Origin of the sequence: Vogesella oryzagri, from assembly GCF_040148885.1 — a bacterium.
GTDB classification, from domain to species: Bacteria; Pseudomonadota; Gammaproteobacteria; order Burkholderiales; family Chromobacteriaceae; genus Vogesella; species Vogesella oryzagri.
In genome coordinates this window covers 131133-156050 of the sequence record NZ_JBEFLD010000006.1, presented here as the reverse complement: position 1 = coordinate 156050, position 24918 = coordinate 131133, and the positions used below count along the sequence as shown (strand labels likewise).

21 protein-coding genes and 1 pseudogene are annotated in these 24918 nt (G+C 63.3%); 13 read left to right on the top strand and 9 right to left on the bottom strand.

Going from position 1 to position 24918, the window contains the following annotated elements; all coding sequences use genetic code 11:
- The first annotated feature begins 72 nt into the window (after window positions 1-72).
- The 5 genes from rpsP (at window position 73) to xerD (ending at window position 2968) form a co-directional block, all read left to right on the top strand.
- Window positions 73-321 carry a 30S ribosomal protein S16 gene (gene rpsP, locus ABNW52_RS12725; protein WP_349588404.1) on the top strand — a complete coding sequence of 83 codons (249 nt, stop codon included), beginning with the start codon at window positions 73-75 and terminating at the stop codon, window positions 319-321.
- 33 nt (window positions 322-354) lie between these two features.
- Complete coding sequence (rimM, locus tag ABNW52_RS12720) at window positions 355-864, top strand: ribosome maturation factor RimM (protein WP_349588402.1); 510 nt, start codon at window positions 355-357, stop codon at window positions 862-864.
- Window positions 864-1634 carry a tRNA (guanosine(37)-N1)-methyltransferase TrmD gene (gene trmD / locus ABNW52_RS12715; RefSeq protein ID WP_349588399.1) on the top strand — a complete coding sequence of 257 codons (771 nt, stop codon included), beginning with the start codon at window positions 864-866 and terminating at the stop codon, window positions 1632-1634. Before rimM ends, trmD begins: the two co-directional genes overlap by 1 nt.
- A gap of 1 nt (window position 1635) precedes the next feature.
- Window positions 1636-1995 (top strand): 50S ribosomal protein L19, encoded by a 360-nt coding sequence (rplS, locus tag ABNW52_RS12710; RefSeq protein WP_349588397.1) that lies wholly within the window; start codon window positions 1636-1638, stop codon window positions 1993-1995.
- A gap of 82 nt (window positions 1996-2077) precedes the next feature.
- Window positions 2078-2968, top strand: coding sequence for a site-specific tyrosine recombinase XerD (gene xerD, locus ABNW52_RS12705; protein WP_349588394.1), 891 nt, complete (start codon window positions 2078-2080; stop codon window positions 2966-2968).
- 124 nt (window positions 2969-3092) lie between these two features.
- Here the strand turns inward: xerD and clpA are convergent, their stop codons facing one another.
- Both clpA and clpS read right to left on the bottom strand, forming a co-directional pair.
- On the bottom strand, window positions 3093-5375 hold the full coding sequence (gene clpA / locus ABNW52_RS12700) for an ATP-dependent Clp protease ATP-binding subunit ClpA (RefSeq protein ID WP_349588392.1): 2283 nt from the start codon (window positions 5373-5375) through the stop codon (window positions 3093-3095).
- Window positions 5375-5683 (bottom strand): ATP-dependent Clp protease adapter ClpS, encoded by a 309-nt coding sequence (gene clpS / locus ABNW52_RS12695; protein WP_174873355.1) that lies wholly within the window; start codon window positions 5681-5683, stop codon window positions 5375-5377. Before clpS ends, clpA begins: the two co-directional genes overlap by 1 nt.
- Before the next feature lie 238 nt (window positions 5684-5921).
- Between clpS and ABNW52_RS12690 the strand changes: the two genes are divergently transcribed.
- Window positions 5922-6125, top strand: coding sequence for a cold-shock protein (locus ABNW52_RS12690; protein ID WP_349588389.1), 204 nt, complete (start codon window positions 5922-5924; stop codon window positions 6123-6125).
- Window positions 6126-6194: 69 nt separating this feature from the next.
- Here ABNW52_RS12690 and mdtH read toward each other — a convergent pair whose 3' ends face one another.
- A complete protein-coding gene (mdtH, locus tag ABNW52_RS12685) occupies window positions 6195-7394 on the bottom strand; it encodes a multidrug efflux MFS transporter MdtH (RefSeq protein ID WP_349588386.1) in 1200 nt (399 codons plus the stop codon).
- A 94-nt stretch (window positions 7395-7488) separates the two neighbouring features.
- On the opposite strand from mdtH, the gene ABNW52_RS12680 reads away from it, so the two are divergent.
- Entirely contained in the window at window positions 7489-8376 is an 888-nt protein-coding gene (locus ABNW52_RS12680; RefSeq protein ID WP_349588383.1) for a LysR family transcriptional regulator, read from the top strand.
- Window positions 8377-8483: 107 nt separating this feature from the next.
- On the opposite strand, the gene icd is transcribed toward ABNW52_RS12680, so the two are convergent.
- On the bottom strand, window positions 8484-9728 hold the full coding sequence (gene icd, locus ABNW52_RS12675; protein ID WP_349588380.1) for an NADP-dependent isocitrate dehydrogenase: 1245 nt from the start codon (window positions 9726-9728) through the stop codon (window positions 8484-8486).
- 299 nt (window positions 9729-10027) lie between these two features.
- Window positions 10028-12265: an NADP-dependent isocitrate dehydrogenase gene (locus tag ABNW52_RS12670; RefSeq protein WP_349588377.1), complete on the bottom strand. Its 2238-nt coding sequence runs from the start codon at window positions 12263-12265 to the stop codon at window positions 10028-10030.
- A gap of 450 nt (window positions 12266-12715) precedes the next feature.
- Here ABNW52_RS12670 and ABNW52_RS12665 point away from each other — a divergent pair.
- Window positions 12716-13234 (top strand): annotated as a pseudogene (locus ABNW52_RS12665) (pseudouridine synthase); the annotation flags it as partial.
- Between the two features lie 195 nt (window positions 13235-13429).
- Window positions 13430-15205: a bifunctional isocitrate dehydrogenase kinase/phosphatase gene (gene aceK / locus ABNW52_RS12660; RefSeq protein ID WP_349588371.1), complete on the top strand. Its 1776-nt coding sequence runs from the start codon at window positions 13430-13432 to the stop codon at window positions 15203-15205.
- 97 nt (window positions 15206-15302) lie between these two features.
- Here aceK and ABNW52_RS12655 read toward each other — a convergent pair whose 3' ends face one another.
- From ABNW52_RS12655 to ABNW52_RS12645, 3 genes are all read right to left on the bottom strand, one after another.
- Window positions 15303-15740: a hypothetical protein gene (locus tag ABNW52_RS12655; protein WP_349588369.1), complete on the bottom strand. Its 438-nt coding sequence runs from the start codon at window positions 15738-15740 to the stop codon at window positions 15303-15305.
- Window positions 15741-15813: 73 nt separating this feature from the next.
- Window positions 15814-18357, bottom strand: coding sequence for a DNA mismatch repair protein MutS (mutS, locus tag ABNW52_RS12650; RefSeq protein ID WP_349588367.1), 2544 nt, complete (start codon window positions 18355-18357; stop codon window positions 15814-15816).
- Window positions 18358-18451: 94 nt separating this feature from the next.
- Complete coding sequence (locus tag ABNW52_RS12645; RefSeq protein ID WP_349588365.1) at window positions 18452-20299, bottom strand: diguanylate cyclase domain-containing protein; 1848 nt, start codon at window positions 20297-20299, stop codon at window positions 18452-18454.
- Between the two features lie 307 nt (window positions 20300-20606).
- Between ABNW52_RS12645 and ABNW52_RS12640 the strand changes: the two genes are divergently transcribed.
- The 4 genes from ABNW52_RS12640 (at window position 20607) to ABNW52_RS12625 (ending at window position 23869) form a co-directional block, all read left to right on the top strand.
- Window positions 20607-21176, top strand: coding sequence for a GbsR/MarR family transcriptional regulator (locus ABNW52_RS12640; RefSeq protein ID WP_349588362.1), 570 nt, complete (start codon window positions 20607-20609; stop codon window positions 21174-21176).
- A gap of 3 nt (window positions 21177-21179) precedes the next feature.
- A complete protein-coding gene (locus ABNW52_RS12635) occupies window positions 21180-22517 on the top strand; it encodes a cytochrome ubiquinol oxidase subunit I (protein WP_349588359.1) in 1338 nt (445 codons plus the stop codon).
- Entirely contained in the window at window positions 22514-23524 is a 1011-nt protein-coding gene (locus tag ABNW52_RS12630; RefSeq protein ID WP_349588356.1) for a cytochrome d ubiquinol oxidase subunit II, read from the top strand. The genes ABNW52_RS12635 and ABNW52_RS12630 overlap by 4 nt, the downstream gene beginning before the upstream one ends.
- 210 nt (window positions 23525-23734) lie before the next feature.
- Window positions 23735-23869: a DUF3149 domain-containing protein gene (locus ABNW52_RS12625; RefSeq protein WP_349588354.1), complete on the top strand. Its 135-nt coding sequence runs from the start codon at window positions 23735-23737 to the stop codon at window positions 23867-23869.
- 250 nt (window positions 23870-24119) lie between these two features.
- Here the strand turns inward: ABNW52_RS12625 and ABNW52_RS12620 are convergent, their stop codons facing one another.
- Window positions 24120-24908, bottom strand: coding sequence for an inositol monophosphatase family protein (locus tag ABNW52_RS12620; protein WP_349588352.1), 789 nt, complete (start codon window positions 24906-24908; stop codon window positions 24120-24122).
- Window positions 24909-24918: the final 10 nt, after the last annotated feature.

Sequence of the window (24918 nt, the reverse complement as noted above, 5' to 3'; positions counted from 1 at the left end):
TGCGGCGTAAGGGAAAAATGCCATAGAATCGGGGGCTTTTCTACGAATCCGAATTTTTGAGGATAATCGACAATGGTAGTTATTCGCCTCGCCCGCGGCGGTTCCAAGAACCGTCCGTTCTACAACGTTGTTGTAACCGACTCCCGCAACCGTCGTGACGGCCGCTTCATCGAGCGTCTGGGCTTCTACAATGCCGTAGCCAACGACAAGCAGGAACGTGTTCGCCTGGCCATGGACCGTGTGAACCACTGGATCGGTGTTGGCGCTCAGGTGTCCGACGCTGTTGCCAAGCTGCTGAAAGAGCAGTCCAAAGCTGCCTGATTCTGTAATTAGGCCAGTAAGGAAGCAAGGCGCATGCGTGACGCAGATCTAGTGGTAATGGGGTTCGTCCGCGGCGCCTTTGGTGTTCGTGGCTGGGTGAAAGTCCAGGCAGACACCGAAAATACCGACAGTCTGTTCGACTACCCGCAGTGGTGGTTGAAGCAGAAAAACGGCGAGTGGAAGGCTTTCACTTTCGAAGACGGCGCTATCCAGCCCAAGACGCTGGTGGTGAAGTTCGAGGAAGTGGACGACCGCGATGTGGCGGAAGCCATGCGTGGCATGCAGGTGGCGATTCCGCGTGAACTGCTGCCCAAGCCTCCGGCTGATGAGTATTACTGGATTGATTTGATTGGCCTCGAAGTGGTTAACCGCGAGAACATCGTGTTGGGCAAAGTGACCGACCTGATGGAAACCGGTGCCAACGACGTTCTGGTTGTCCGTGGTGAAACGGATGAGCGGCTGATACCTTTTGTGTCGGATTACATTGTCGATGTTGATCTGGCCGCAAAACGCATCACCGTGGACTGGGGCCTGGATTATTAATGCAGCTTGATGCCATTACGCTGTTCCCGGAAATGTTCGACTCGCTGACCCGCTTCGGGGTAACCCGGCGGGCGCTGGAACAGACGATCTGGCAGTTTGGCGCCTGGAATCCGCGCGACTTCACTACCGACAATTACCACACCGTGGACGATCGCCCCTATGGCGGTGGCCCGGGCATGGTGATGATGGTGGCGCCGCTGGAAAAAGCCATTGCTGCGGCGAAAGCCCGGCAGGCGGCGCAGGGTGTCGAACAAAGCCACGTCATTTACCTGTCGCCGCAAGGCAGGCGCCTGACGCATGCCAAGGCGGTGGAACTGGCGCAAAAGCCAGGGCTGATTCTGCTGTGCGGGCGCTACGAAGGTATCGACGAGCGCCTGATCGACAGCGAAGTCGACGAAGAAATTTCGGTTGGGGATTATGTGCTGTCCGGCGGTGAGCTGCCTGCCATGGTGTTGATGGATGCCGTGCTGCGTTTGCTGCCCGGCGTACTCAACGATGCGCAGTCCGCCTATGAAGATTCGTTCGTGAACGATCTGCTGGATTGCCCGCATTACACCCGGCCGGAAGAATATCGTGGTGTGCGGGTACCGGATGTCCTGATGTCCGGTAATCACGCCATGATCGCCAAGTGGCGACTGAAGCAGTCTCTGGGACGCACTTTCGAGCGCCGTCCCGATCTGCTGGCGTCGCGCACATTGACCAAACAGGAATCTCGGCTGCTGGCGGAGTACCAGCAGGAACAAGATTCCAGTAAAAACAAGGAGCATTAACATGGATCTGATCCAGCAACTGGAACAGGAAGAAATCGCCCGTCTGGGTAAAACCATCCCTGAATTTGCACCGGGCGATACCGTTATCGTTCAGGTAAAAGTAAAGGAAGGTAACCGCGAGCGTCTGCAGGCTTACGAAGGCGTGGTAATCGCCAAGCGTAGCCGCGGTCTGAACAGCTCCTTCATCGTGCGCAAGCTGTCTTCCGGCGAAGGCGTTGAGCGTACTTTCCAGACTTTCTCCCCGCTGGTAGCTTCCATCGAAGTGAAGCGCCGTGGTGACGTACGTCGCGCCAAGCTGTACTACCTGCGTGGTCGTACCGGCAAGTCCGCACGTATCAAGGAAAAACTGGTTCGCAAGTAAGCCGTTACGGTTTAACTTGTCGTACCCTGAAAGCGCCGGCAGCTGCCGGCGCTTTTTTCATGTCCAACGTTGGCCGCAGCAGATGACGGTAGCCGCTTCGCTTTATCTCGATACATTCCTCGACACGCTGTGGCTGGCCGACAACCTGTCAGCCAATACCCTGGCCGCCTATCGCCGCGATTTGCAGCGTCTGGAACAGGCACTGCAGCCCTACGGCCATAATCTGGACACTGCCGATACCCCGGCACTGGAGCAGGTGATGCTGCAGCTGATCGATACCGACAAGCCTGCCACCCGCGCCCGGCGGCTGTCCGCAGCTCGCCGTTTTTACCACTATCTGTGCCAGCAGAAGCTGCGTGACGACGATCCTACCGTGCATCTGCAAGCGCCGCGGCTGGGCTTGCGCCTGCCGGGGGCGCTGTCAGAAGGGCATGTCGAGGCACTGCTGGCGGCGCCGGATATCGACACCACGCTGGGGCTGCGCGACCGTGCGCTGATCGAAACCCTGTACGCTACCGGGCTGCGCGTCAGCGAGCTGGTGGGGCTGACCCTGCCGCAGCTGCATCTGGGCGAGGGTTATGTGCGTATCGTCGGCAAGGGCAACAAGGAGCGGCTGGTGCCGCTGGGGGAGGTGGCCGAGGACTGGCTGCGCCAGTATCTGGCCGACAGTCGCCCGCTGATCATGGGCGCTGCGCGCAGCGAGGATTTGTTTGTCAGCAACCGTAAGCAGGCGATGACCCGGCAGATGGCCTGGCACCTGATCGTCAAGTATGGTCGCCAGGCCGGCATACCGCCGCTGTCGCCGCATACCCTGCGCCATGCCTTCGCCACCCACCTGGTGAACCACGGCGCCGACCTGCGCGTGGTGCAGCTGCTGCTGGGCCATGCCAGTCTGTCCACCACGCAAATCTATACCCATGTGGCGCGCGAACGGCTGAAGGCGCTGCATGCGATGCATCATCCGCGCGGCTGACACCGGCGCATCGTAGCGGCCTGACAGCGGGTACTCAACGCAGTCGCGGGTCGGCTGGCGCCAACGTTGGCCGCAATAAAAAACGCCCCGCAATGCGGGGCGTTGGTTTGGTGGCGGCGGCCGTTTACACAGTTGCTTCGGCCAGCTCGCCAAAGCTCAGCGCCACCTTGCCTTCGTCGTCCAGATCGACCGTCACCTCGCCGCCATGCGCCAGCTTGCCGAACAGCAGCTCGTCGGCCAGCGCCTTGCGGATGGTGTCCTGGATCAGGCGTGCCATAGGGCGGGCGCCCATCAGCGGGTCGAAACCGTTCTTCGCCAGGTGCTTGCGCAGTGCTTCGCTGAAGTGGATATCCACCTTCTTGTCCGACAGCTGATGTTCCAGCTGCATCAGGAACTTGTCCACTACCTGCAGGATGATGGTTTCGTCCAGCATGCGGAACGGGATGATGGCATCCAGCCGGTTGCGGAACTCCGGGCTGAACAGACGCTTAATGTCTGCCATCTCGTCGCCGGTCTGCTTGCTGCCGGTAAAGCCGATCGAGGCCTTGGACAGCGACTCGGCGCCCGCGTTGGTGGTCATGATGATCACCACGTTGCGGAAGTCCGCCTTGCGGCCATTGTTGTCGGTCAGCGTGCCATGGTCCATCACCTGCAGCAGCACGTTGAAGATGTCCGGATGCGCTTTTTCGATTTCGTCTAGCAGCAGCACCGCGTACGGATGCTTGTTGATCTGTTCGGTCAACAGGCCGCCCTGCTCGAAACCGACGTAGCCCGGCGGCGCGCCGATCAGCCGCGATACCGCGTGGCGTTCCATGTATTCGGACATGTCAAAGCGGATCAGCTCCACGCCCAGGAAGTAAGCCAGCTGCTTGGCCACTTCGGTCTTGCCCACCCCGGTCGGACCGGAGAACAGGAAGGAACCGATCGGCTTCTGCGGGTTGCCAAGGCCGGAGCGCGACATCTTGATGGCGGCGGCCAAGGCATCGATGGCCTTGTCCTGGCCGAACACTACGTTCTTCAGGTCGCGATCCAGGTTCTTCAGCACATTGCGGTCGTCGCTGGAAATGGTCTTGGCCGGAATGCGCGCGATCTTGGCAATGATGTCCTCGATCTCTCCCTTGTTGATCACCTTCTTCTGCCGCGACTTGGGCAGAATCTTCTGCGCCGCACCGGCCTCGTCGATCACGTCGATGGCCTTGTCCGGCAGATGCCGGTCGTTGATGTAGCGAGCAGATAGTTCTGCCGCGGTCGACAGCGCCGCCAAGGTGTATTTCACACCATGGTGCGCTTCGAAGCGGCTCTTCAGCCCTTTCAGAATCTCGATGGTCTGCTCCACAGACGGCTCCGGCACGTCGATCTTCTGGAAGCGGCGCGACAGCGCGCTGTCTTTTTCGAAGATGCCGCGATACTCGCCATAGGTGGTGGCGCCAATGCAGCGCAGGCTGCCGTTGGACAGTGCCGGCTTCAGCAGGTTGGACGCATCCAGCGTACCGCCGGATGCCGCACCGGCTCCGATCAGGGTGTGAATCTCGTCGATGAACAAGATGGCATGGCTGTCTTCGGCCAATTGCTTGATCACCTGTTTCAGGCGCTGCTCGAAGTCACCGCGATACTTGGTGCCGGCCAGCAATGCGCCCATGTCCAGCGAGTACACGGTGGCGCGGGTCAGCACCTCCGGCACTTCGCCGGCCACGATGCGGCGTGCCAGACCCTCGGCGATGGCGGTCTTGCCTACGCCGGCTTCACCCACCAGCAGCGGGTTGTTCTTGCGACGACGGCACAGGATCTGGATCACACGCTCCACTTCCTGCTCGCGGCCGATCAACGGGTCGATCTTGCCGTCGCGCGCCTGCTGGTTCAGGTTCTGGGTGTAGTTTTCCAGCGCGCCGCCCGGCGAGCCGTTGCCATCCTCGCTTTCGCCCTCGCCACTGTCGTGGTGGTCCTGGCTGCCGGAGCTGGAGGCCGGCTTGGAGCTCTGCTTGGTAATGCCGTGGGAGATGAAGTTCACCACGTCCAGACGCGAGATGCCTTGCTGGTGCAGGTAGTACACGGCGTGCGAATCCTTTTCGCCAAAAATGGCGACCAGGATGTTGGCCCCGGTGACTTCCTTCTTGCCGGAAGACTGTACGTGCAGGATGGCGCGCTGAATCACGCGCTGGAAACCGAGTGTGGGTTGGGTCTCCACGTCGGCATCACCCGGCACGGTGGGGGTGTGTTCGTCGATAAAGTCGGTCAGCTGTTTCTTCAGCTGCTCGAGATTGGCACCGCAGGCACGCAGGACTTCGGCCGCAGACGGATTGTCGGTCATCGCCAAGAGCAGGTGCTCAACGCTGATGAATTCATGCCGCTTGCGCCGTGCATCCATGAACGCCATGTGCAGGCTTACTTCCAGTTCCTGGGCAATCATCAGTTTTCCTCCATGACACACTGCAGCGGATGCTGGTGCGTCTGTGCGTGCTGCAAAACTTGTGCAACTTTGGTGGCAGCAATGTCTTTGGTGTAAACACCACAAAGGCCCCTGCCTTCATTGTGGACCTGCAACATGACGCGGGTGGCTTTTTCCGCATCCATGTGGAAGAAGTGCTGCAAGACTTCCACCACAAAATCCATCGGGGTGAAATCGTCGTTTAACAACAAGACCTTATACAGTGGTGGTGGGTTCGCCCGAACCTTGGTGGCCTCGGTCGAGACATCATCCTTGTACTGCGTAGACATGGGAACCTTCTGCGAATTCGCGCTCAATTCAATTTTGGTTCGGGCAGGGGCTTTTTCAAGGTCTGCCGCTTTCTATTGCATTGTCTTGACGTTGTCACAGGCGAAGCGTAGAAAGGCAGTCGGTGTTCCGCTGCGACGTGTCAGCCGTATGCATTACTGTACCTGCTGCTGCGCGCAAGCTCTCAATAATTTGCAGGCCTCACCAGCCTGCTACCGTCTACTTGAGGTTTAGTGACACATGGCAACTGGTATCGTTAAGTGGTTCAACGACGCTAAAGGTTTTGGTTTCATCACTCCGGATGAGGGTGGTGAAGACCTGTTTGCACATTTCTCCGCAATCAATGTGCAAGGTTTCAAATCGCTGTCCGAAGGCCAGCGCGTAAGCTTCGAAGTGACCCAAGGCCCGAAGGGCAAGCAGGCGTCCAACATCCAGAAGGCCTGATCGCGTTACGCGATTGCGCCGGCAAAAACCCGCATCGTCAGATGCGGGTTTTTTTATGGTCTTGGCGGGTCAGACGGTTTGCAGCCGGCGCGGCGCGGCAGGTAGCAGTTGCCGCTGCAGCGCCAGCATGGTGATGATGCCGACCGCCGTCAGCACCAGCCACGGCAGAGCTGGCGTAGACGTGGCACGGGACAAGTCCAGCAGCCAGCCGCCACCCAGATAGCCGGCGGCGCCGCCCAGCGCCAACCCCAGGCGGCTGGTGCCGGTGTAGCTGGCGCGGGCATCGTTGCTGGCCATGCTGGCCAGCAGTGTTTCACGGGCCGGTTCGGTGATCAGCGAGCCAATATAGAACAGCGCCAGGATCACGAACGCCGGTAGCGGCTGGCGCACCATGCTCATCAACAGCAGGCTGAGGCACATCAGCCCGATGCCGCACAGAATGCGCCCGGCAGGGGTGAAGTGGCGCTCACCCAGCCGCGCCAGCGGGTATAGCAGGCTGAGCGACAGCACCGTCTCCAGCGCGTACATCCAGCCCACCGCCTGATTGCTGCCGGTCAGCTGTTTCAGCACCACCGGCACCAGCAGCATGATCTGCACCCCCAGCGCGTAGTAGCCGCTCAGCGTCAGCACCAGCCGCATGTAGCGGCGATCGGCCAGCACGGTACGCATCGATGCCAGCGGCGAGGTACGGCGTGCGGTGACACGGTAGGCCGGCAGCAGCCACAGGTTGGCCGCAGCGGTCAGCACAAAGATGGCGCAGCCGCCCATGCCCACCCACCAGAAGTCGAAATGCAGCAGCCAGGAGCCGATCATGGCGCCGGCCACCCCGGCGGCACTCTCGATCATCATCAGCAGGGTGTAGAAGCGGCCACGCTCGGCCGGGCGGGTCAGCTTGATCACCAGCGCCGAGCGCGGCGGATCGAACAGCGTGCCGCCCAGACCGGACAGCACGCAGGAAAACACCAGCAACGATGCGTTTTCCGCCTCGGCCATGGCGGCAAAGCCGGCGGCGCGCAGCAGCATGCCGGCCACGATCAGCGGGCGGGCGCCGTAGCGGTCGGCCAGCGAGCCGCCCAGCAGCCCCAGTCCCTGCTGCAGCAACTGACGCACGGCCAGTGCCAGCCCGACGGCGGCGGCAGCCCAGCCCAGCTGGTCGACAAAGTGCAGGCTGATCAGCGGAAACACGATGAAAAAGCCGAACACCACCAGCGCGGTATCCAGAAAAATGAAATAGCGCCCCAGCTGTCGCGCCTGTGCCATGCGTGCCATGATCGCTCCATGCCCTGAATTGGTGCTCTATTGTCATGGCGGGCGAGCTATCATTGAAGCCGTTAACAGCTAATATTTCCTATTGGGTTTTGTTATGGCTATCACCGTGGATGACCTGACGCTGCTGCTGGATATCGTCGCCTGTGGCAGCTTCAGCCAGGCTGCGGCCAGACGTGGCTGGTCGCAGCCGCAGGTCAGCCAGCGCATTGCGGCGCTGGAAGCGGACATCGGCGCCCAGCTGTTCCATCGCCATCGCCGCGGTGCGGTGGCTACCGCCGCCTGCCAGGCATTCTTGCCGTCTGCGCGGGCGGCGCTGGAGTCGCTGGAGCTTGGCCGCAAGGCGGTGCAGGGCGCACCGGCGCTGCCGCGGCTGACACTGGCCTGTCTGCCATCGCTGGCGTCGGTGGTGTTCGGCCCGGTGCTGCTGGCGCTGGCCGAGGCGCCGTTTGAGATCCGCTGCAGTACCGATCACTCGCCGGCCATCATGGAACGGCTGCTGACCGGTGCGGTTCAGGTCGGCTTTGTACTGAAGTGCCCACCGATGGCCGGCATCCAGATGGAGCGCATCTGGCGCTCGCCCATCGTGCCGGTGGTGCACAAGCGCCATCCGCTGGCGCGCGCGGGCGTGTTGACGCTGGCCGAAGTGGCCAACCAGCGGCTGGCGCCACAATTCTGGGGCGATGGCTGCGATGAACTGATGGCGCTGCTGCGCCCGCACCGCACGGTGAGCGGGCCGCTGCATGCCATCCAGCCGGCTAGTGCCGCGCGCGAGCTGGCGATGGAGCATGGCTTCCTCACCTTCATGCCGGAGGTGGCGGTGAAGCGCGACCTGCGCGAGGGGCGACTGGTGAAGTTGCAGCTCGGCGACCTGCCGCTGTGGCAGTGGGAGGTGATGATGGCGTGGCGGGCCGGCAAACGGCCGGATGCGCCGAAGCAGCAGGTGCTGGACACGGTGCGGGCGATGGCGCCGGACTGGGCGTAGCGGTATGCGGCCAACGTTGGCCGCATGGTGTGGCATTCGTGGCGCGGTGTCCTGTCATAAAGCACAAGGCCCACAAGCGCGGGCCTTGTGCGTCACTACGGCATGGTTTACATGCGCGCGATCATCGCATCGCCAAAGGCGGAGCAGCTGATCTCGGTGGCGCCGTCCATCAGGCGCGCGAAGTCGTAGGTCACCTGCTTGTCGGCAATGGCGGCTTCCATCGAGTGGATCACCAGGTCGGCGGCTTCCTTCCAGCCCAGATGGCGCAGCATCATCTCGGCGGACAGGATCAGCGAGCCCGGGTTCACCTTGTCCTGGCCGGCGTACTTCGGCGCGGTGCCATGGGTGGCCTCGAAGCAGGCGTACTGATCGGAGATGTTGGCGCCCGGCGCGATGCCGATGCCGCCCACCTGCGCCGCCAGCGCGTCGGAGATGTAGTCGCCGTTCAGGTTCAGCGTGGCCACCACGTCGTACTCGGCCGGGCGCAGCAGAATCTGCTGCAGGAAGGCATCGGCAATGGCGTCCTTGACGATGATGTCGCGGCCGGTTTTCGGGTTCTTGAACTGGCACCACGGGCCGCCGTCGATCGGCTGAGCGCCGAACTCGTCCTGCGCCAGCTTGTAGGCCACGTCGCGGAACAGGCCCTCGGTGAACTTCATGATGTTGCCCTTGTGCACGATGGTCACCGACTGGCGGTCGTTGTCCACGGCGTACTGGATGGCGGCGCGCACCAGGCGCTGGGTGCCTTCGATCGACACCGGCTTGATGCCGATGCCGGAGCTATCCGGGAAGCGCATCTTCTTCACGCCCATCTCGTCCTGCAGGAACTTGATGATTTTCTTGGCGCCCTCGGACTGTGCCGCCCATTCGATGCCGGCGTAGATGTCCTCGGTGTTCTCGCGGAAGATCACCATGTTCACCAGTTCCGGGTGCTTCAGCGGCGAGGGCACGCCCTGGAAGTACTGCACCGGACGCACGCACTGGTACAGATCCAGTTCCTGGCGCAGCGCCACGTTCAGCGAGCGGATGCCGCCGCCGACCGGGGTGGTCATCGGCCCTTTGATCGATACCGAGTATTCCTTCAGCGCGTCGAAGGTTTCCTTCGGCAGCCATTCGTCCGGACCGTACAGGCGGGTGGATTTCTCGCCGGCATACACTTCCATCCAGTGGATTTGCTTGGCGCCGCCGTAGGCCTTGGCCACCGCGGCGTCGATCACCTTGATCATCACCGGGGTGATGTCGATGCCGATGCCGTCGCCTTCGATGAACGGGATGATCGGGTTGTTCGGGGTTGCTTGGCCCGGAATGATTTTCTGTCCGCCGGCTGGTACCGTGATATGGGATGCGCTCATCAATATCTCTCCTTTGTGGACTCCATCTGTGTTGACCTGTGTCGTGGCAATCCGCGTGGCGGCCCCTTGCCTGTAGCACCCTGCGTACAGGCGGCTGCTGCTTGTTATTGTTAGCTCAAGGTTGGCCGCAGCGGTATCTGTGTTCGATTTCATCGCCACGCCGGCGTATTGTAGCCGAGCATGTGCTTGGTGGAACATGATCGCCGGCAAGCCGCCGCGGGTGGCAAGAAAAAACGCCAGGGCTAGGCCCTGGCGTTGTTGGGTGCTGGCAGGGCGGGAGCCCTGCGCTAGGCGACGGCTTAGGCGCTCACGGCGGCCAGCGCGGCGTTGAAGGTGGCGCTCGGACGCATTACCGCCTGGCACTTCGCGCTATCGGCCAGGTAGTAGCCGCCGATGTCCACCGGCTTGCCCTGCACGGCCTTCAGCTCGGCCACGATCTGCTGCTCGCTCTCGCTCAGCGTCTTGGCCAGCGGGGCGAACTGGGCGGCCAGATCGGCGTTGGCGGTTTGTGCGGCCAACTCCTGTGCCCAGTACATGGCCAGGTAGAACTGGCTGCCACGGTTGTCCAGCTCGCCGGTCTTCGGCGACGGGCCCTTGCTGTTGTCCAGCAGCTTGCCGGTAGCGGCGTCCAGCGTCTGGGCCAGGATCTTGGCCTTGTCGTTGCCGGTCTTCAGGCCGAGGTCTTCCAGCGATACCGCCAGTGCCAGGAACTCGCCCAGCGAATCCCAGCGCAGGTGGTTTTCTTCCACCAGCTGCTGCACGTGCTTCGGTGCCGAGCCGCCGGCACCGGTTTCGTACATGCCGCCGCCGGCCATCAGCGGCACGATGGACAGCATCTTGGCCGAGGTGCCCAGTTCCATGATCGGGAACAGGTCGGTCAGGTAGTCGCGCAGGATGTTGCCGGTCACCGAGATGGTGTCCAGGCCGCGGATCACGCGTTCCAGCGTGTAGCGCATCGCGCGCACCTGCGACATGCACTCGATGTGCAGGCCGGTGGTGTCGTGATCCTTCAGGTAGCGCTTCACCTTTTTGATCAGCTCGTTCTCGTGCGGACGGTACGGGTCCAGCCAGAAGATCGCCGGCATGCCGGAGTTGCGGGCGCGGGTCACCGCCAGTTTCACCCAGTCGCGGATCGGGGCATCCTTGACCTGGCACATGCGCCAGATGTCGCCCTGCTCCACGTTCTGGCTCAGCAGCACTTCGCCGGTGGCCAGATCGACGATGTTGGCGATGCCGTCTTCGGAGATTTCAAAGGTCTTGTCGTGCGAGCCGTACTCTTCGGCTTTTTGCGCCATCAGGCCAACGTTCGGCACCGTGCCCATGGTCTTCGGATCGAAGTTGCCATGCCATTTGCAGAAGTTGATCATTTCCTGGTAGATGCGGGCGAAGGTTGATTCCGGCATTACCGCCTTCACGTCCTTCAGGCGGCCATCGGCGCCCCACATCTTGCCGCCGTTGCGGATCATCGCCGGCATCGAGGCATCGACGATGATGTCGTTCGGCGAATGGAAGTTGGTGATGCCCTTGGCGGAATCCACCATCGCCAGTTCCGGACGGTGTTCGTGGCAGGCATGCAGGTCACGCTTGATCTCGTCCTGCTTGGATTGCGGCAGGGTGGCGATCTTGTCGTACAGGTTGGCCATGCCGTTGTTGACGTTGACGCCCAGTTCGTCGAACAGCGCGCCGTGCTTGGCGAAAGCATCTTTGTAGAAAATCTTCACGCAGTGACCGAACACGATCGGGTGCGACACCTTCATCATGGTGGCCTTCACGTGCAGCGAGAACATCACGCCGGTCTTGTGCGCGTCTTCGATTTCCTTCTCGTAGAACTCGCACAGCGCCTTCTTGCTCATGAACATGCTGTCGATGATCTCGCCTTCCAGTAGCGATACCTTCGGCTTCAGCACGATGGTCTGGCCGCTGTTGGTGACCAGTTCCATCTTCACGTCGCGCGCCTTGTCCAGGGTGATGGACTTTTCGCCGTGGTAGAAGTCACCGTGGTGCATGTGCGATACGTGGGTGCGCGATGCCTGGCTCCACTCGGCCATGCTGTGCGGGTGCTTGCGCGCGTATTCTTTTACCGCTTTCGGTGCGCGGCGGTCGGAGTTGCCTTCACGCAGCACCGGGTTGACGGCGGAGCCCAGGCACTTGCTATAGCGTGCCTTGATGGCTTTTTCTTCGTCGCTGCTCGGGTTTTCCGGGAAGTCCGGCACTGCGTAGCCCTTGGCTTGCAGTTCCTTGATGCAGGCCTGCAGCTGGCCAACGGAGGCACTGATGTTCGGCAGCTTGATGATGTTGGCGTCCGGGTCCTGCGTCAGGCGGCCCAGTTCGGCCAAGGTGTCCGGCACTTTCTGTGCGTCGGTCAGATAATCGGGAAACTCGGCCAGCACGCGCGCCGCGACCGAAATGTCAGCGGTATCGATATTGATGCCAGCGGGGCCGGTAAAGGTACGGATGATCGGCAGGAAGGCGCTGGTTGCCAGCGCGGGCGCTTCGTCGGTGAGGGTGTAGATGATGGTCGGCTGTTCCGAAGGCATTACGCTATCTCCATGATTATCTTGTGACGACATAACGATGGCACGGGGGGCTTGCTGTGCGGGACGACAACCCGTGTCGACGCGGGGAAAGACTTTGGAAAGGCGGGCTCGATGTTCCTTGGGCGGTTGTCGCCCAGCAGAACGGTGATGCCCGGTGACTCTCGGGCGGCTTTTCAGATGCGAATTATACCTCGCCGCCGCCGTTCTGTTCGACGCACATTCGAACTTTGGTGTCGTTTTAGCAGTGGACGCTTGTTCGAATGTGAATTGTGTTGCAGCGGGGCGACGCCAGCGGCGGCTTATTCCGAAGCGCGATAGCTGCTATAGCGCTGCCAGTTTCTAAAACGAATGTTTGAATCGCGTCGTCGCCGATCGCAGGGCATGCCGATGTGACCGCCGCTTGCCAGCCTTGCTATCATCCGGGCAATTGTTCATTGCCGCCGCCACGACATGCCCCAACTCATTCTGCTCAACAAGCCGTATGGCGTTATCTGCCAGTTTTCCGACCATCCGCTGCACCCGACCTTGAAGTCATGCGTGTCGCAGCCCGGTGTTTATCCGGCTGGCCGGCTGGATACCGACAGCGAGGGCCTGTTGCTGCTCACCGGCGACGGCGAGCTGCAGCACCGCATCAGCGACCCGCGCTGGAAACTGCCGAAGACCTACTGGGTGCAGGTGGAAGGACGGCCGGACGAGGACAAGCTGGCGGCGTTGCGCGCCGGGGTCGATCTCGGCGATTTCGTTACCCAGCCGGCCGAGGTGCGGGTGTTGCCGGAGCCGCCGGCGCTGTGGGAGCGCAAGCCGCCGGTGCGCTTTCGCAAGACGGTGCCGGACACCTGGCTGGAGGTCATCGTCAGCGAAGGCAAGAACCGCCAGGTGCGGCGCATGACCGCCAAGGTCGGCCTGCCGACGCTGCGCCTGGTGCGGGTGGCGATCGGCCCGTGGCGGCTGGACGAGCTGCAGCCGGGCATGCTGCGCAGCATCGAGGTGTCGCTTGCCGACCTGCCGCGCACGCGGCATGCTAAACCGGCCGCACCGGCGCCAGCCAGGCAGGACAGGGCGCCGGCGGCCGCGCCAGCGCCGCGCTTCCGCTTCGCCAAGAAAAAGTAATACCGCAGCAGTCATCTCTCTCCGCTCGCCAGCAGGCGCAACCGAGGTGTCACGATGCAGATTCCCGAATACTACAACCCGGTAGCGCGCGAGATTGCGCAGGCGCTGGTGGACGGCTTCAACCGTCACTACCGGCTGTTTCGCGCCACCAGTCAGCAGGCCAAGCAGCTGTTCGAGGCGGCCGAGTGGCAGGGGGTGCAGAAGCTGGTGCGCGACCGCATCCAGTTCTACGACGAGCGCGTGCACGAGACGGTGCAGCGCCTGAAGCACCAGTTCCACGCCGATCTGCTGGACGACGAAATCTGGCAGCAGGCCAAGCTGTACTTCATCGGCCTCTTGACCAACCACAAGCAGCCGGAGCTGGCGGAGACCTTCTTCAACTCGGTGTTCACCCGCATTCTGCACCGCGACTACTTCAACAACGATTTCATCTTCATCCGCCCGGCAATCTCCACCGAGTACATCGAATCCGACCCGCCGTCCTACCGCAGCTACTATCCCAAGCAGCGCGGTCTGCGCCACACGCTGCGCCAGATCGTGGCCGACTTCGGCTGGCGGCGGCCGTTCGCCAACCTGTCGCGCGACCTGGCCTGGGTGATCCGCGCGGTGGACGAATACTTTGTGCAACGTTGGCCGCAGGCCGAGGCCAACCTGCAGATCCAGCTGCTCTCCAGCGCTTTCTACCGCAACAAGACCGCCTATATCTTCGGCAAGGTGGTGAATGGCGGCCAGATCTACCCGTTCGCGCTGCCGGTGCTGCACGACGCCGACGGCCGCCTGTACCTGGACACCGTGCTGCTGGAGCCGTGGCGCATCGGCGTGCTGTTCTCCTTCAGCCGTGCCTACTTCATGGCCGACATGGAGGTGCCGTCCGGCTACGTGCAGTTCCTGCGCTCGATGCTGCCGACCAAGACCAAGGCCGAGCTGTACACCATGCTCGGGCTGCAGAAGCAGGGCAAGAACACCTTCTACCGCGACTTCATGCAGCACCTGCAGCACTCCAACGACCAGTTCACCGTGGCGCCGGGCATCCGCGGCCTGGTGATGCTGGTGTTCACCCTGCCGTCCTACCCCTATGTGTTCAAGCTGATCAAGGACGTGTTCGGCGGTCCGAAGGAAGTGGACCGCGCCACGGTAAAGGCCAAGTACCAGCTGGTGAAGCGCCACGACCGGGTTGGCCGCATGGCCGATACCCTGGAGTTTTCCAACGTGGCCTTTCCCAAGGCGCGCTTTAGCGACGAGCTGCTGGACGAGCTGCGCCGGCTGGCCACCAGCTCGATCGAGGAGGGCGACGACACGCTGGTGATCAAGCACCTGTACATCGAGCGGCGCATGAAGCCCTTGAACCTGTACCTGATGAACAGCGACACGGCGGAAAAGGAACGCGTGGTGCGCGAGTACGGCGACGCGATCCGTGATCTGGCGGCGGCCAACATCTTCCCCGGCGACATGCTGTTCAAGAACTTCGGCGTGACGCGCTACGGGCGGGTGATCTTCTACGACTACGACGAAATCGAGTACATGACCGACTGCCACTTCCGGCGCATTCCGCCGGCGCCGAACCCGGAAATGGAGATGTCCGGCGAGGTGTGGTATCCGGTGGCGCGCGGCGACGTGTTTCCGGAGGAGTTCGGCACCTTCCTGCTGGGGGATCCGCTGGTGCGGCGGGTGTTCCTGCAATACCACCGCGAGCTGCTGGATGCCGGCTTCTGGCAGCACAAGCAGCAGCGCATCCGCGATGGCCATATCGAGGACTTTTACCCTTATCCGGTGGAGATGCGCTTTTGCAATCGCTATCCGCCGCAGGTGCGTGCTCTGGCGGCGGGCTGAGGCGGTGCGCCGCCCGGCCGGCATCTGCCGCGGCGTGCCGCTAGGTCAGCAATGAAAACGGGAGGCAGCGCCTCCCGTTTTTTGCTACTGCATCTGCTCACGCCAGTGTCGGCGGGCAGTGGTGGTCGTCAAAATACGCCACTGGGCCGGCGCTGGTCAGGCCGACATGGAAACAGCTGTACTCCGGAAATACCTCGCCGGCATTTTCTGCCGCGCGTACCACTTCGAACAGAACTTCCACCTCCTTGAAATACTTGGTAATGCGGTGGTTGTCAGTCAGCCATGCCTGAATGGCTTCTCGTTGCGGGTGGTCGCCTTCTACCGCCAGTACGCAGTCAGGGTAGCTGACCAGGCTGATAGCGGGCGGGATGGAGATACCATGGGTATCCAGTTCTTCCCGCACAATGCGGGCAAATTGCGATAACTCCTTGCTGGCTCGTTCACGGATACCCGACAGCGGGAGGGCTTCGCCACCGTTGGCGGCACCAAACAGGCGCGCCAGCGCGGAAACTACGGCGTTACCTTCTGCATGCATAATCTTTTTGTCTCCTTTCCTGTGTGGCCATCGATTTATTTATTGTAGGAAAGTCCTAAAAAATAACCTGCCTTTATTTTGTCATTTTTTGCAGCTGGTACAGCCAGTCCAGCGCCTGGCGCGGTGAAAGATTGTCCACGTCCAGCTCCGCCAGCGCCTCCACCGCCGGATGCGGTTCCGGCTCGTGCTGGATCACCACCGGGCTGGCGAACAGGTCGGGCTGGGCGCGGGCGGCGGATTCGTTTTCCAGCTCGGTAAGATAACGCTTGGCTTCGCGGATCACCTTGGGCGGCACGCCGGCCAGCTGCGCCACCGCCAGCCCGTAGCTCTGGCTGGCCGGGCCGTCTTCCACGTGGTGCAGGAACACGATGCGGTCCTTGTGCTCCACCGCCGACAGGTGCACGTTGGCCACGCTGTTGTACTCGCCGGCCAGGCTGGTCAGCTCGAAATAGTGGGTGGCGAACAGCGTGTAGGCGCGGTTCTTTTCGATCAGCGCGCGGGCGATGGCCCAGGCCAGCGCCAGGCCGTCGAAGGTGGAGGTGCCGCGGCCAACCTCGTCCATCAGCACCAGCGATTTTTCGCTGGCGTTGTTGAGGATGTTGGCGGTTTCGGTCATCTCCACCATGAAGGTGGAGCGGCCGCCGGCCAGGTCGTCGCTGGCGCCGATGCGGGTGAAGATGCGGTCGATCTGACCGATGGTGGCGCGCTCTGCTGGCACGAAGCTGCCGATGTGCGCCAGCAGCGTGATCAGCGCGTTCTGGCGCATATAGGTGGATTTACCGCCCATGTTCGGGCCGGTGATCAGCAGCAGCTTGCGTTCGGCGGCGAGGCGCGTGTCGTTGGCGATGAAGCGCTCCACCTCGGCCTCCACCACCGGATGGCGGCCGGCGATGATGTCCAGCTGCGTGTCCGGCACGAACTCCGGCTCCACGTAGTTGTGGGTTTCTGCGCGCTCGGCAAAGGCGGCCAGCACGTCCAGCCCGGCCACCGCCTGGGCGATCAGCTTCAGCTCGCTGATGTACGGTGCCAGCCGGTCCAGCAGCGCCTCGTACAGCTGCTTTTCCAGCGCCAGCGATTTGTCCTGCGCCGACAGCGCCTTGTCCTCGAAGGCTTTCAGCTCCGGGGTGATGTAGCGCTCGGCGTTCTTCAGCGTCTGGCGGCGGCGGTAGTCGTCCGGCACCTTGTCGGACTGCGCCTTGCTGACCTCGATATAGAAGCCGTGCACCTTGTTGAATTCCACCTTCAGCGTGCTGATGCCGCTGCGCTCTTTCTCGCGCGCTTCCAGCGCCAAGAGGAAATCGCCGCAGTCGGTCTGGATGGCGCGCAGCTCGTCCAGGTCGGCATGGAAGCCGTGGTTGATCACGCCGCCGTCGCGCAGGAAGGTGGATGGCTCCGGCAGGATGGCTTCTGCCAGCATGGTTTCCACCGGCGAGTTGTCCGGCAGCAGTGCCGCCAGCTCGCCCAGCAGTGGCGCCGGCAGGCTTGCGGCCAACGTTTTCACCCCGGCCAGTGCCGCCAGCGAATCGCGCAGCGCCGCCAGGTCGCGCGGGCGCGCCGAGCGCAGTGCCACGCGCGCGGTGATGCGCTCGATGTCGGCCACCTCGCGCAGCTGGCTGTGCACCTCGCCGTGCGCGGCCAGCAGCGCGCGCACCGCCTGCTGGCGGCGGGCCAGCTTGTCGTGCAGGCGGATGGGGTGGTGCAGCCAGTGGCGCAGCAGACGGCTGCCCATGCTGGTGGCGCAGGTGTCCAGCAGCGAGGCCAGCGTAGGGGAGGGCTCGCCGCGGATGGTTTCGGTGAGTTCCAGGTTGCGGCGGGTGGCGGCGTCCATGCGGATCAGCTCGCCGGCGTCTTCCACCGCCAGCTGGGCGATGTGCGCCGGGTTCACCCCCTGCGTCGATTTGACGTATTCCAGCAAGGCACCGGCGGCGCCTACCGCCACCGGCAGGGTGTCGGCGCCGAAGCCGGCCAGGTCGCGGGTGCCGAAGTGGCGGGTCAGCGCCAGCTGCGACGATTCCACGTCGAACTGCCACGGCGGCAGCTTCTTGCGCGGCATGGTGATGGCCTCGAACGCCGCCAGGCCGGTGTCGTCCGGTATCACCAGCTCGGCCGGCTTCAGCCGCTCCAGCTCGCTGTGCAGCTCTTCCACGCCGGTCTGCATGATCCTGAATTCGCCGCTGGCCAGCGACAGCCAGGCCAGGCCCAGCACGCCCTTGTGCATATTGATGGCCAGCACCAGGTTGTCGCGCTTGTCGTCCAGCAGCGCGGCGTCGGTCAGCGTGCCAGGGGTGACGATGCGCACCACCTTGCGCTCCACCGGGCCCTTGGCCAGCGCCGGGTCGCCGATCTGCTCGGCAATGGCCACCGATTCGCCCATCTTCACCAGCCGCGCCAGATAGCCTTCCGCCGCGTGGTAGGGGATGCCGGCCATCTTGATCGGCGCGCCGCCACTGGCGCCGCGCGCGGTGAGGGTGATGTCCAGCAGGCGCGAGGCTTTCTCCGCGTCCTCGTAGAACAGCTCGTAGAAGTCGCCCATGCGGTAGAACAGCAGCTTGTCGGCGTGTTCGCGTTTCAGGGCGAGGTACTGCTGCATCATCGGGGTGTGCTGGGGCGTGCTCATCGGGTGAATCCTGGGCAAAAGGTTGGCCGCAAAAATGCTGGCGCCCCGACTGGCGGGGCGCGGCGCGACATTTTACGGGATGCCAATCGGTACGTCACGGCAGCGAAACACAGCAATCCCTGCCGGCGTGCTTGGCCAGGTACAGCGCCTGGTCGGCGCGGGCCAGCAGGCTGCGGCTGTCCTCGCCCGCCGCCACGCAGACCTGGCCTATGGACACGGTGAGCGCCACCGTGTGCTGCTGGTAGCACAGCGGCTGGCGGCGCAGCGCGGCCAGGAAAGCCTCGGCCAGTTGCTGCGCCTGCTGCGGCGTGCCGGCACACAGCAGGACAGCGAATTCCTCGCCGCCCAGGCGGCCGGCCAGGGTGTCGGCCGGCAGCAGCTGGCGCAGCAGCTGGGCAAAGTGGGTCAGCGCATGGTCGCCGCAGTCGTGACCGTAGTGGTCGTTGATGGCCTTGAAGTGGTCCAGGTCCAGCATCCACAGGATGCTGCCCTGCTGCGGGCCGGCCAGCTGCGTCTCCAGCCGTTGCAGGAAATGGCGGCGGTTGGCCAGTCCGGTCAGCATGTCGGTGCAGGCCTGCTCGCGCAGCAGCCGCTCCAGCGCCTTGCGCTCACCGATGTCGCGGGCCGAGCCCAGGACAACCGGCTTGCCGTCCAGCATCAGGCGGCGGGCGCAGACTTCGATTTCGAGCAGGTGGCCGTCGCGGTGAAGGTTGACGCTGTCAAAGGTTTCGCCGCCTTCCAAGGTGCTGGCCAGGCGCTGGCAGATCAGCTCGGGGCTGCTGTTGGGCACGACCTGCCACAAATACATGGCCAGCAGTTCTTCCTGGCTGTAGCCCAGCATCTGGCACAGGCAGTCGCTGACTTCCAGAAAGCGGCCGTCCATGTCGATGATGGAAAACGCATCGGCCGAGTTCTGCAACACGGCCTGATACCAGCTGGTGCGGCTATCCAGCGAACGGCGGATTTCGCTGTTTTCCATGATCACCGCCAACAACCGGGCGCAGTCTTCCAGAATGGTGATGGCCTGCGGTGTGGGGGTGGCCGGTTGGCGCTGGTAGACGGCAAAAGTGCCATGCACCTTGCCCTTGCTGTCGATGATGGGTTCGGACCAGCAGCTGCCCAAGCCGAAGCGGGTGGCGATGTCGCGGTATGGCTGCCAGTTGGGGTGCTGCTGTAGGTTTTCTGCCACCACGCGGCGGCCATGCCAGGCGGCGGCGCCACAGCTGCCCACCGTCGGGCCGATGGCCATGCCGTGCAGGAGATTGCTGTAGGCGACAGGCAGCGACGGTGCGGTCAGCGGATGCAGGCACTGCTGGTCATCCAGCAGCACGATGGAGCACTGCCAGTCCGGCAGCTGTTGCTCGATCTGCTGCACCACCCGTTCCAGTAGCTCCGGCAGCGGCTGCTGCGTGGTGACGTACTGCCGCAACACGCTGCTGTGCAGTGCATGCCAGCGCATGCGTTGCTGCTGGGCGGCCTCTTGCTGCAGGCGCTGCAGTTCGGCACTGGCGCGCAGCGCAAACGGCGCGATGGCGGTCAGCAGCGTGTCATCCAGCGTGCCGGCGTGCGGGCAGAACAGGCTCAGCAACCCCAGGCAGTTGCCCTGCGCGTCGTGCAGCGGCCAGGCGGCATAGCTTTGCCAGTCAATGCCGGTGGGGGACAGCGCCCCGGCTGGCCCCTGTTGTTGCAGCAAGGGTTGGCCGCGACGAATCACCTGCTCACAGGGGCTGCCGGCCACGTCATAGCCGTCACGTGCCAGTGGTTGATTGCTGTACAGGATGCGGGCGTGTTGCCGTGGCTGGAACTGCAGGCTGCTGATCAGCGCCTGGCTGTGCGGGAAATGCCTGGCCACGCCGCTGACCAGCGCCTGCAGATACTGGCCGCCCACGGTCGGGGCGGTGGCGTGCAGCAACTCGATGCCAAGCCTGGAAGGGTCTGCCATGAGCACCCCGGGGTATTTCGATAGCTACAGTATCGCTTTTGTGCCGGCTGCCGCCAATATCAACTGGCGTGCGCTGGAGCCGTGGCGGGCGCGGCGGTGAAGCGGTGCTCAGCCGCCACTTGATGCAGGGCAGACATGCTGCTGATTGCGGCGCAACGGGGGACGTGCGCCGTGGGCAGGCTGTGCGTCCGGAAGGCTTGCCAGCACGGCGTTGGCACTGTTGTTGGTTACTGAGTGTGGGATGGCGCTTGCGGCTGGTCTTTGATTTATGTCAAACTTTCAGAAATTACTGAAAATTGGAAAAGACATGAACCTGCCACCCCTGATCCAGTCCTTCGTGCTGCATTTCGGCGAGATGGGCAGCCACTGGGGCATCAACCGCACCGTGGGCCAGATCTACGCCTTGCTGTACGTGTCCGACAAACCGCTCAACGCCGACGACATCGTCGAGGCCATCGGCTGTTCGCGCTCCAATACCAGCATGGCGCTGAAGGAATTGCAGGCGTGGCGGCTGGTCAAGCTGCAGCACCTGCCGGGCGACCGCCGCGAATACTTCTCCACCCCGGACGACGTGTGGGCGATCTTCAAGACCCTGGCCGAGGAGCGGCAGAAGCGCGAGGTGGAGCCGACGCTGACCATGCTGCGCGGCGCGATTCTGGAAACGCCGGGCAGCGATGCCGAGCGCCATGCCCAGGCGCGCATGAACGAGATGTACCAGCTGATCGAGCTGGTCACCAAGTGGTTTGCCGACATCCGCGACATGGACGTGGACACGTTGCAGAAGCTGATGAAGCTGGGCAGCCAGGTGCAGAAGGTATTGCAGTTCACCCAGAGCCTGTCGCGGCTCACCAGCCGCGACAGCGGCAAGGAGGAGTAGATCATGGAGTCGCTCGACCCCGTCACGCTGGCGCGCATCCAGTTTGCGGCCAACATCAGTTTCCACATCCTGTTTCCCACCATCAGCATCGCCATGGGCTGGGTGCTGCTGTACTTCAAGACCCGCTTCGACCGCAGCGGCGACGCGGCGTGGCTGGACGCCTACGGCTTCTGGGTGAAGATCTTCGCGCTGACCTTTGCGCTGGGGGTGGTATCCGGCATCACCATGAGCTTCCAGTTTGGCACCAACTGGCCGGGCTATATGCAGCACGTCGGCAATGTGGCCGGGCCGCTGCTGGCCTACGAGGTGCTGACCGCGTTTTTCCTGGAGGCCACCTTCCTCGGCATCATGCTGTTCGGCCGCTCGCGGGTGAGCAACCGCGTGCACACGCTGGCCACCTTTCTGGTGGCGTTCGGCACCACGGTGTCGGCGTTCTGGATCATCGCGCTGAACTCGTGGATGCAGACCCCGGCCGGCGTCAGCGTGGTGGACGGCAAGGTACACGTACAGAGCTGGCTGGCGGTGATCTTCAACCCGTCGATGCCGTATCGCCTGACGCACATGCTGCTGGCCTCCGGCCTGACGGTGGCGTTCCTGGTGGCCGGGGTGTCGGCCTACCGCTGGCTGCGCGGCGACCGCGCAGGCGGCGTGCGCCACGCGCTGAAAACCGGCGTCACCTTGGCCGCCGTGCTGATTCCGCTGCAGATCCTGGTCGGCGACGCGCACGGGCTGAATACCTTCCACCACCAGCCGGCCAAGCTGGCGGCGATCGAGGGCGTGTGGCACACCGAGCGCGGCGCGCCGCTGCTGCTGTTCGCGCTGCCGGACGAGGCGACGCAGTCCAACCGCTACGCGCTGGGCATTCCCAAGCTGGCCAGCCTGATCATCACCCACCAGCCGGAGGGCGAGATTCGCGGCCTCAACGAGTTTGCCGGCGCGCATCCGCCGGTGGCCAAGGTGTTCTGGAGCTTCCGCGTGATGGTGGCGGTCGGCGTGGCGATGCTGCTGGCCAGCTGGCTGGCGGCGTGGCAGCTGCGCCGCCGTGGCGAACCGGCACCGTGGCTGACGCGCGTGCTGGTGGCGATGACCTTTTCCGGCTGGCTGGCGACGCTGGCCGGCTGGTACGTGACCGAGATCGGCCGCCAGCCGTGGCTGGTGACCGGCATCCTGCGCACCGCCGATGCGGCATCCACGGTGGGCGGCGGCATGATCCTGTCCACCTTGCTGATGTACCTGGCGCTGTACGCGGTGCTGTTGGCGAGCTACGTGTCGGTGGTGTTTTACCTCGCGAAGAAGGCCGGCCAGCCGGCTGCGGCCAACCTTGAAGGAGTCTCGGCATGAATGCGGAACTGTGGTTGCCGGTGATCTTCGCCGGCCTGATGGCCATCTCCTTGCTGGCCTACGTGATCCTCGATGGCTATGACCTGGGCGTCGGCGTGCTGCTGCCGCTGGGCAGCGACAGCCAGCGCGACACCATGATCGCCAGCATCGGCCCGTTCTGGGACGCCAACGAAACCTGGCTGGTGCTGGGCGTCGGCCTGCTGCTGGTAGCGTTTCCGATGGCGCACGGCATCATCCTCGGCGAGCTGTACCTGCCGGTGGCGCTGATGCTGCTGGGGCTGATCCTGCGCGGCGTGGCCTTCGACTTCCGCGTCAAGGCGCAGGCGCACCACCAGCCGGCGTGGAACGCCGCCTTTGCTGCCGGCTCGCTGCTGGCGGCCATCAGCCAGGGCGTGATGCTGGGGCGTTACCTGACCGGCTTCGCCCCCGGCGCCGCGGCCTGGGGCTTTGCGCTGCTGGCCGGCGCCGGGCTGACCGCCGGCTACGTGCTGCTGGGCGCCGGCTGGCTGATCATGAAAACCGAGGGCGAGCTGCAGCAGCGTGCCACGCGCTGGGCGCAGCGCGCGCTGCTGGGTACCGGCCTCGCGGTGGCCGCGGTGTCGATCGCCACCCCGCTGGCAAGCAGCCGCATCGCCGCCAAGTGGTTCACGCTGCCGGACTTCCTGCTGCTGTTGCCGCTGCCGCTGATCAGCCTGGCGCTGTTCGTGCTGCTGGCCGTCAGTCTGCCAAGGTTGGCCGCAAGGCAGGCGGCTGGGCGCGACAGCTTCTGCTGGCTGCCGTTTGCCGCCACGGTGGGCATCGTGCTGCTGTCGTTCTGGGGGCTGGCCTACAGCGTGTTCCCGGAGATCGTCATCGGCCGGCTGAGTATCTGGCAGGCCGCCAGCGACGCCGAGGCGCTGTGGGTGATCTTGATCGGCGCCGCGGTGGTGCTGCCGGCCATCATCGGCTACACCGTGTTTGCCTACCGCGTGTTCTGGGGCAAGGCGCGCGATCTAAGCTATTCCTGAAGTAAAAACATTGCGCCAACACAAAAGGGCAGGAGAAATCCTGCCCTTTTTCTTGCTCGGCACCGCACGCCCGTGCGCTGTATGTTGCATTGCGAGATACAAACCGTTACCAGCGTTAGTGCTGCTTGACTTGTGTCAAAGCCCCTAGTCTACGCAGGGGTAAGATCGCTGCATTCAGATTGAATGCCGGGTTGCCGGAAGGAGAGCATCGTGGAACTGTGGAAACAGCTGCTATCGGATGATGTAGGTCGACTGAGCATCATCGTTATTTCCGTAACGACCGTCATCGTGGGGGTGTGCATCAGCTACTTCATCAAGAAAGCCAATTCCCGCGACGATCAGTAAGGCCCCGGCAGCCGATGCCGGCAAGAATCCTCTTGATGTGTGTGTGTTTGGGGGTACGGTGGTGGGCCGTATCCCCCTTTTTTTGTCTTCGCCGCAGCGCCTGTCGCCACCGGCCAGCCGGGATGGACGTACTCCGGCGCAGCGTTAGCGGCTAGCGATGCCGCCGCGCAAGGTTGGCCGCAGCGCGGCCGGCAAGCAAAAAGCCCCCGGCACGGCGAGTGCGCGGGGGCTTTGACTTGTCTGGTCCGGCTTACTTTACGTGTTGCGCGATGATCGGCAGCAGCTGGCCCAGCACCTTCGGCGGTGCGGCCACGATGTCGCCGCTTTCAAACCAGGTCTGCTCGCCGTGGAAGTCGGTGACCATGCCACCGGCTTCCTGCACGATCAGACTGCCGGCGGCGATATCCCACGGCTTGAGGTTGAATTCGAAGAAACCATCCACGCGACCGCAGGCCACGTTGCACAGATCCAGCGCGGCGGAGCCTTCGCGGCGGGCGCCGGCGGTTTTCTTCAGCACATCCTTCAGGATGTCCAGGTGGGTATCCAGCATGCTCTGGTCCACTACCGGGAAGCCGGTGGAGATCAGGCATTCGTTCATGTTGATGCGCTTGGAAACGCGGATGCGGCGATCGTTCAGGAACGAGCCCACACCACGGCTGGCGGTGAACAGATCGTTGCGGTTGGGGTCGTAGATGACGCCCTGCTGGATCTGGCCCTTGTGCGCCAGCGCGATGGACACGCAATACTGCGGATGGCCGTGAATGAAGTTGGTGGTGCCGTCCAGCGGATCGATGATCCACTCGTATTCGGCGTTGCCGAGGCCGGAGGCACCGGACTCTTCTGCTAGAATCCCGTGCTTCGGATACGCTTCCAGAATGACATCAATGATCGCCTGTTCGGCGGCACGGTCGACTTCGGACACGAAATCGTTGTGCTTTTTGTTTTCGACGCGAATGGTGTCCAGGTTCAGCGATGCGCGCTGGATCACATTGGCGGCGCGGCGAGCGGCTTTTACCGCGACATTGAGCATAGGATGCATTGACGGCCTC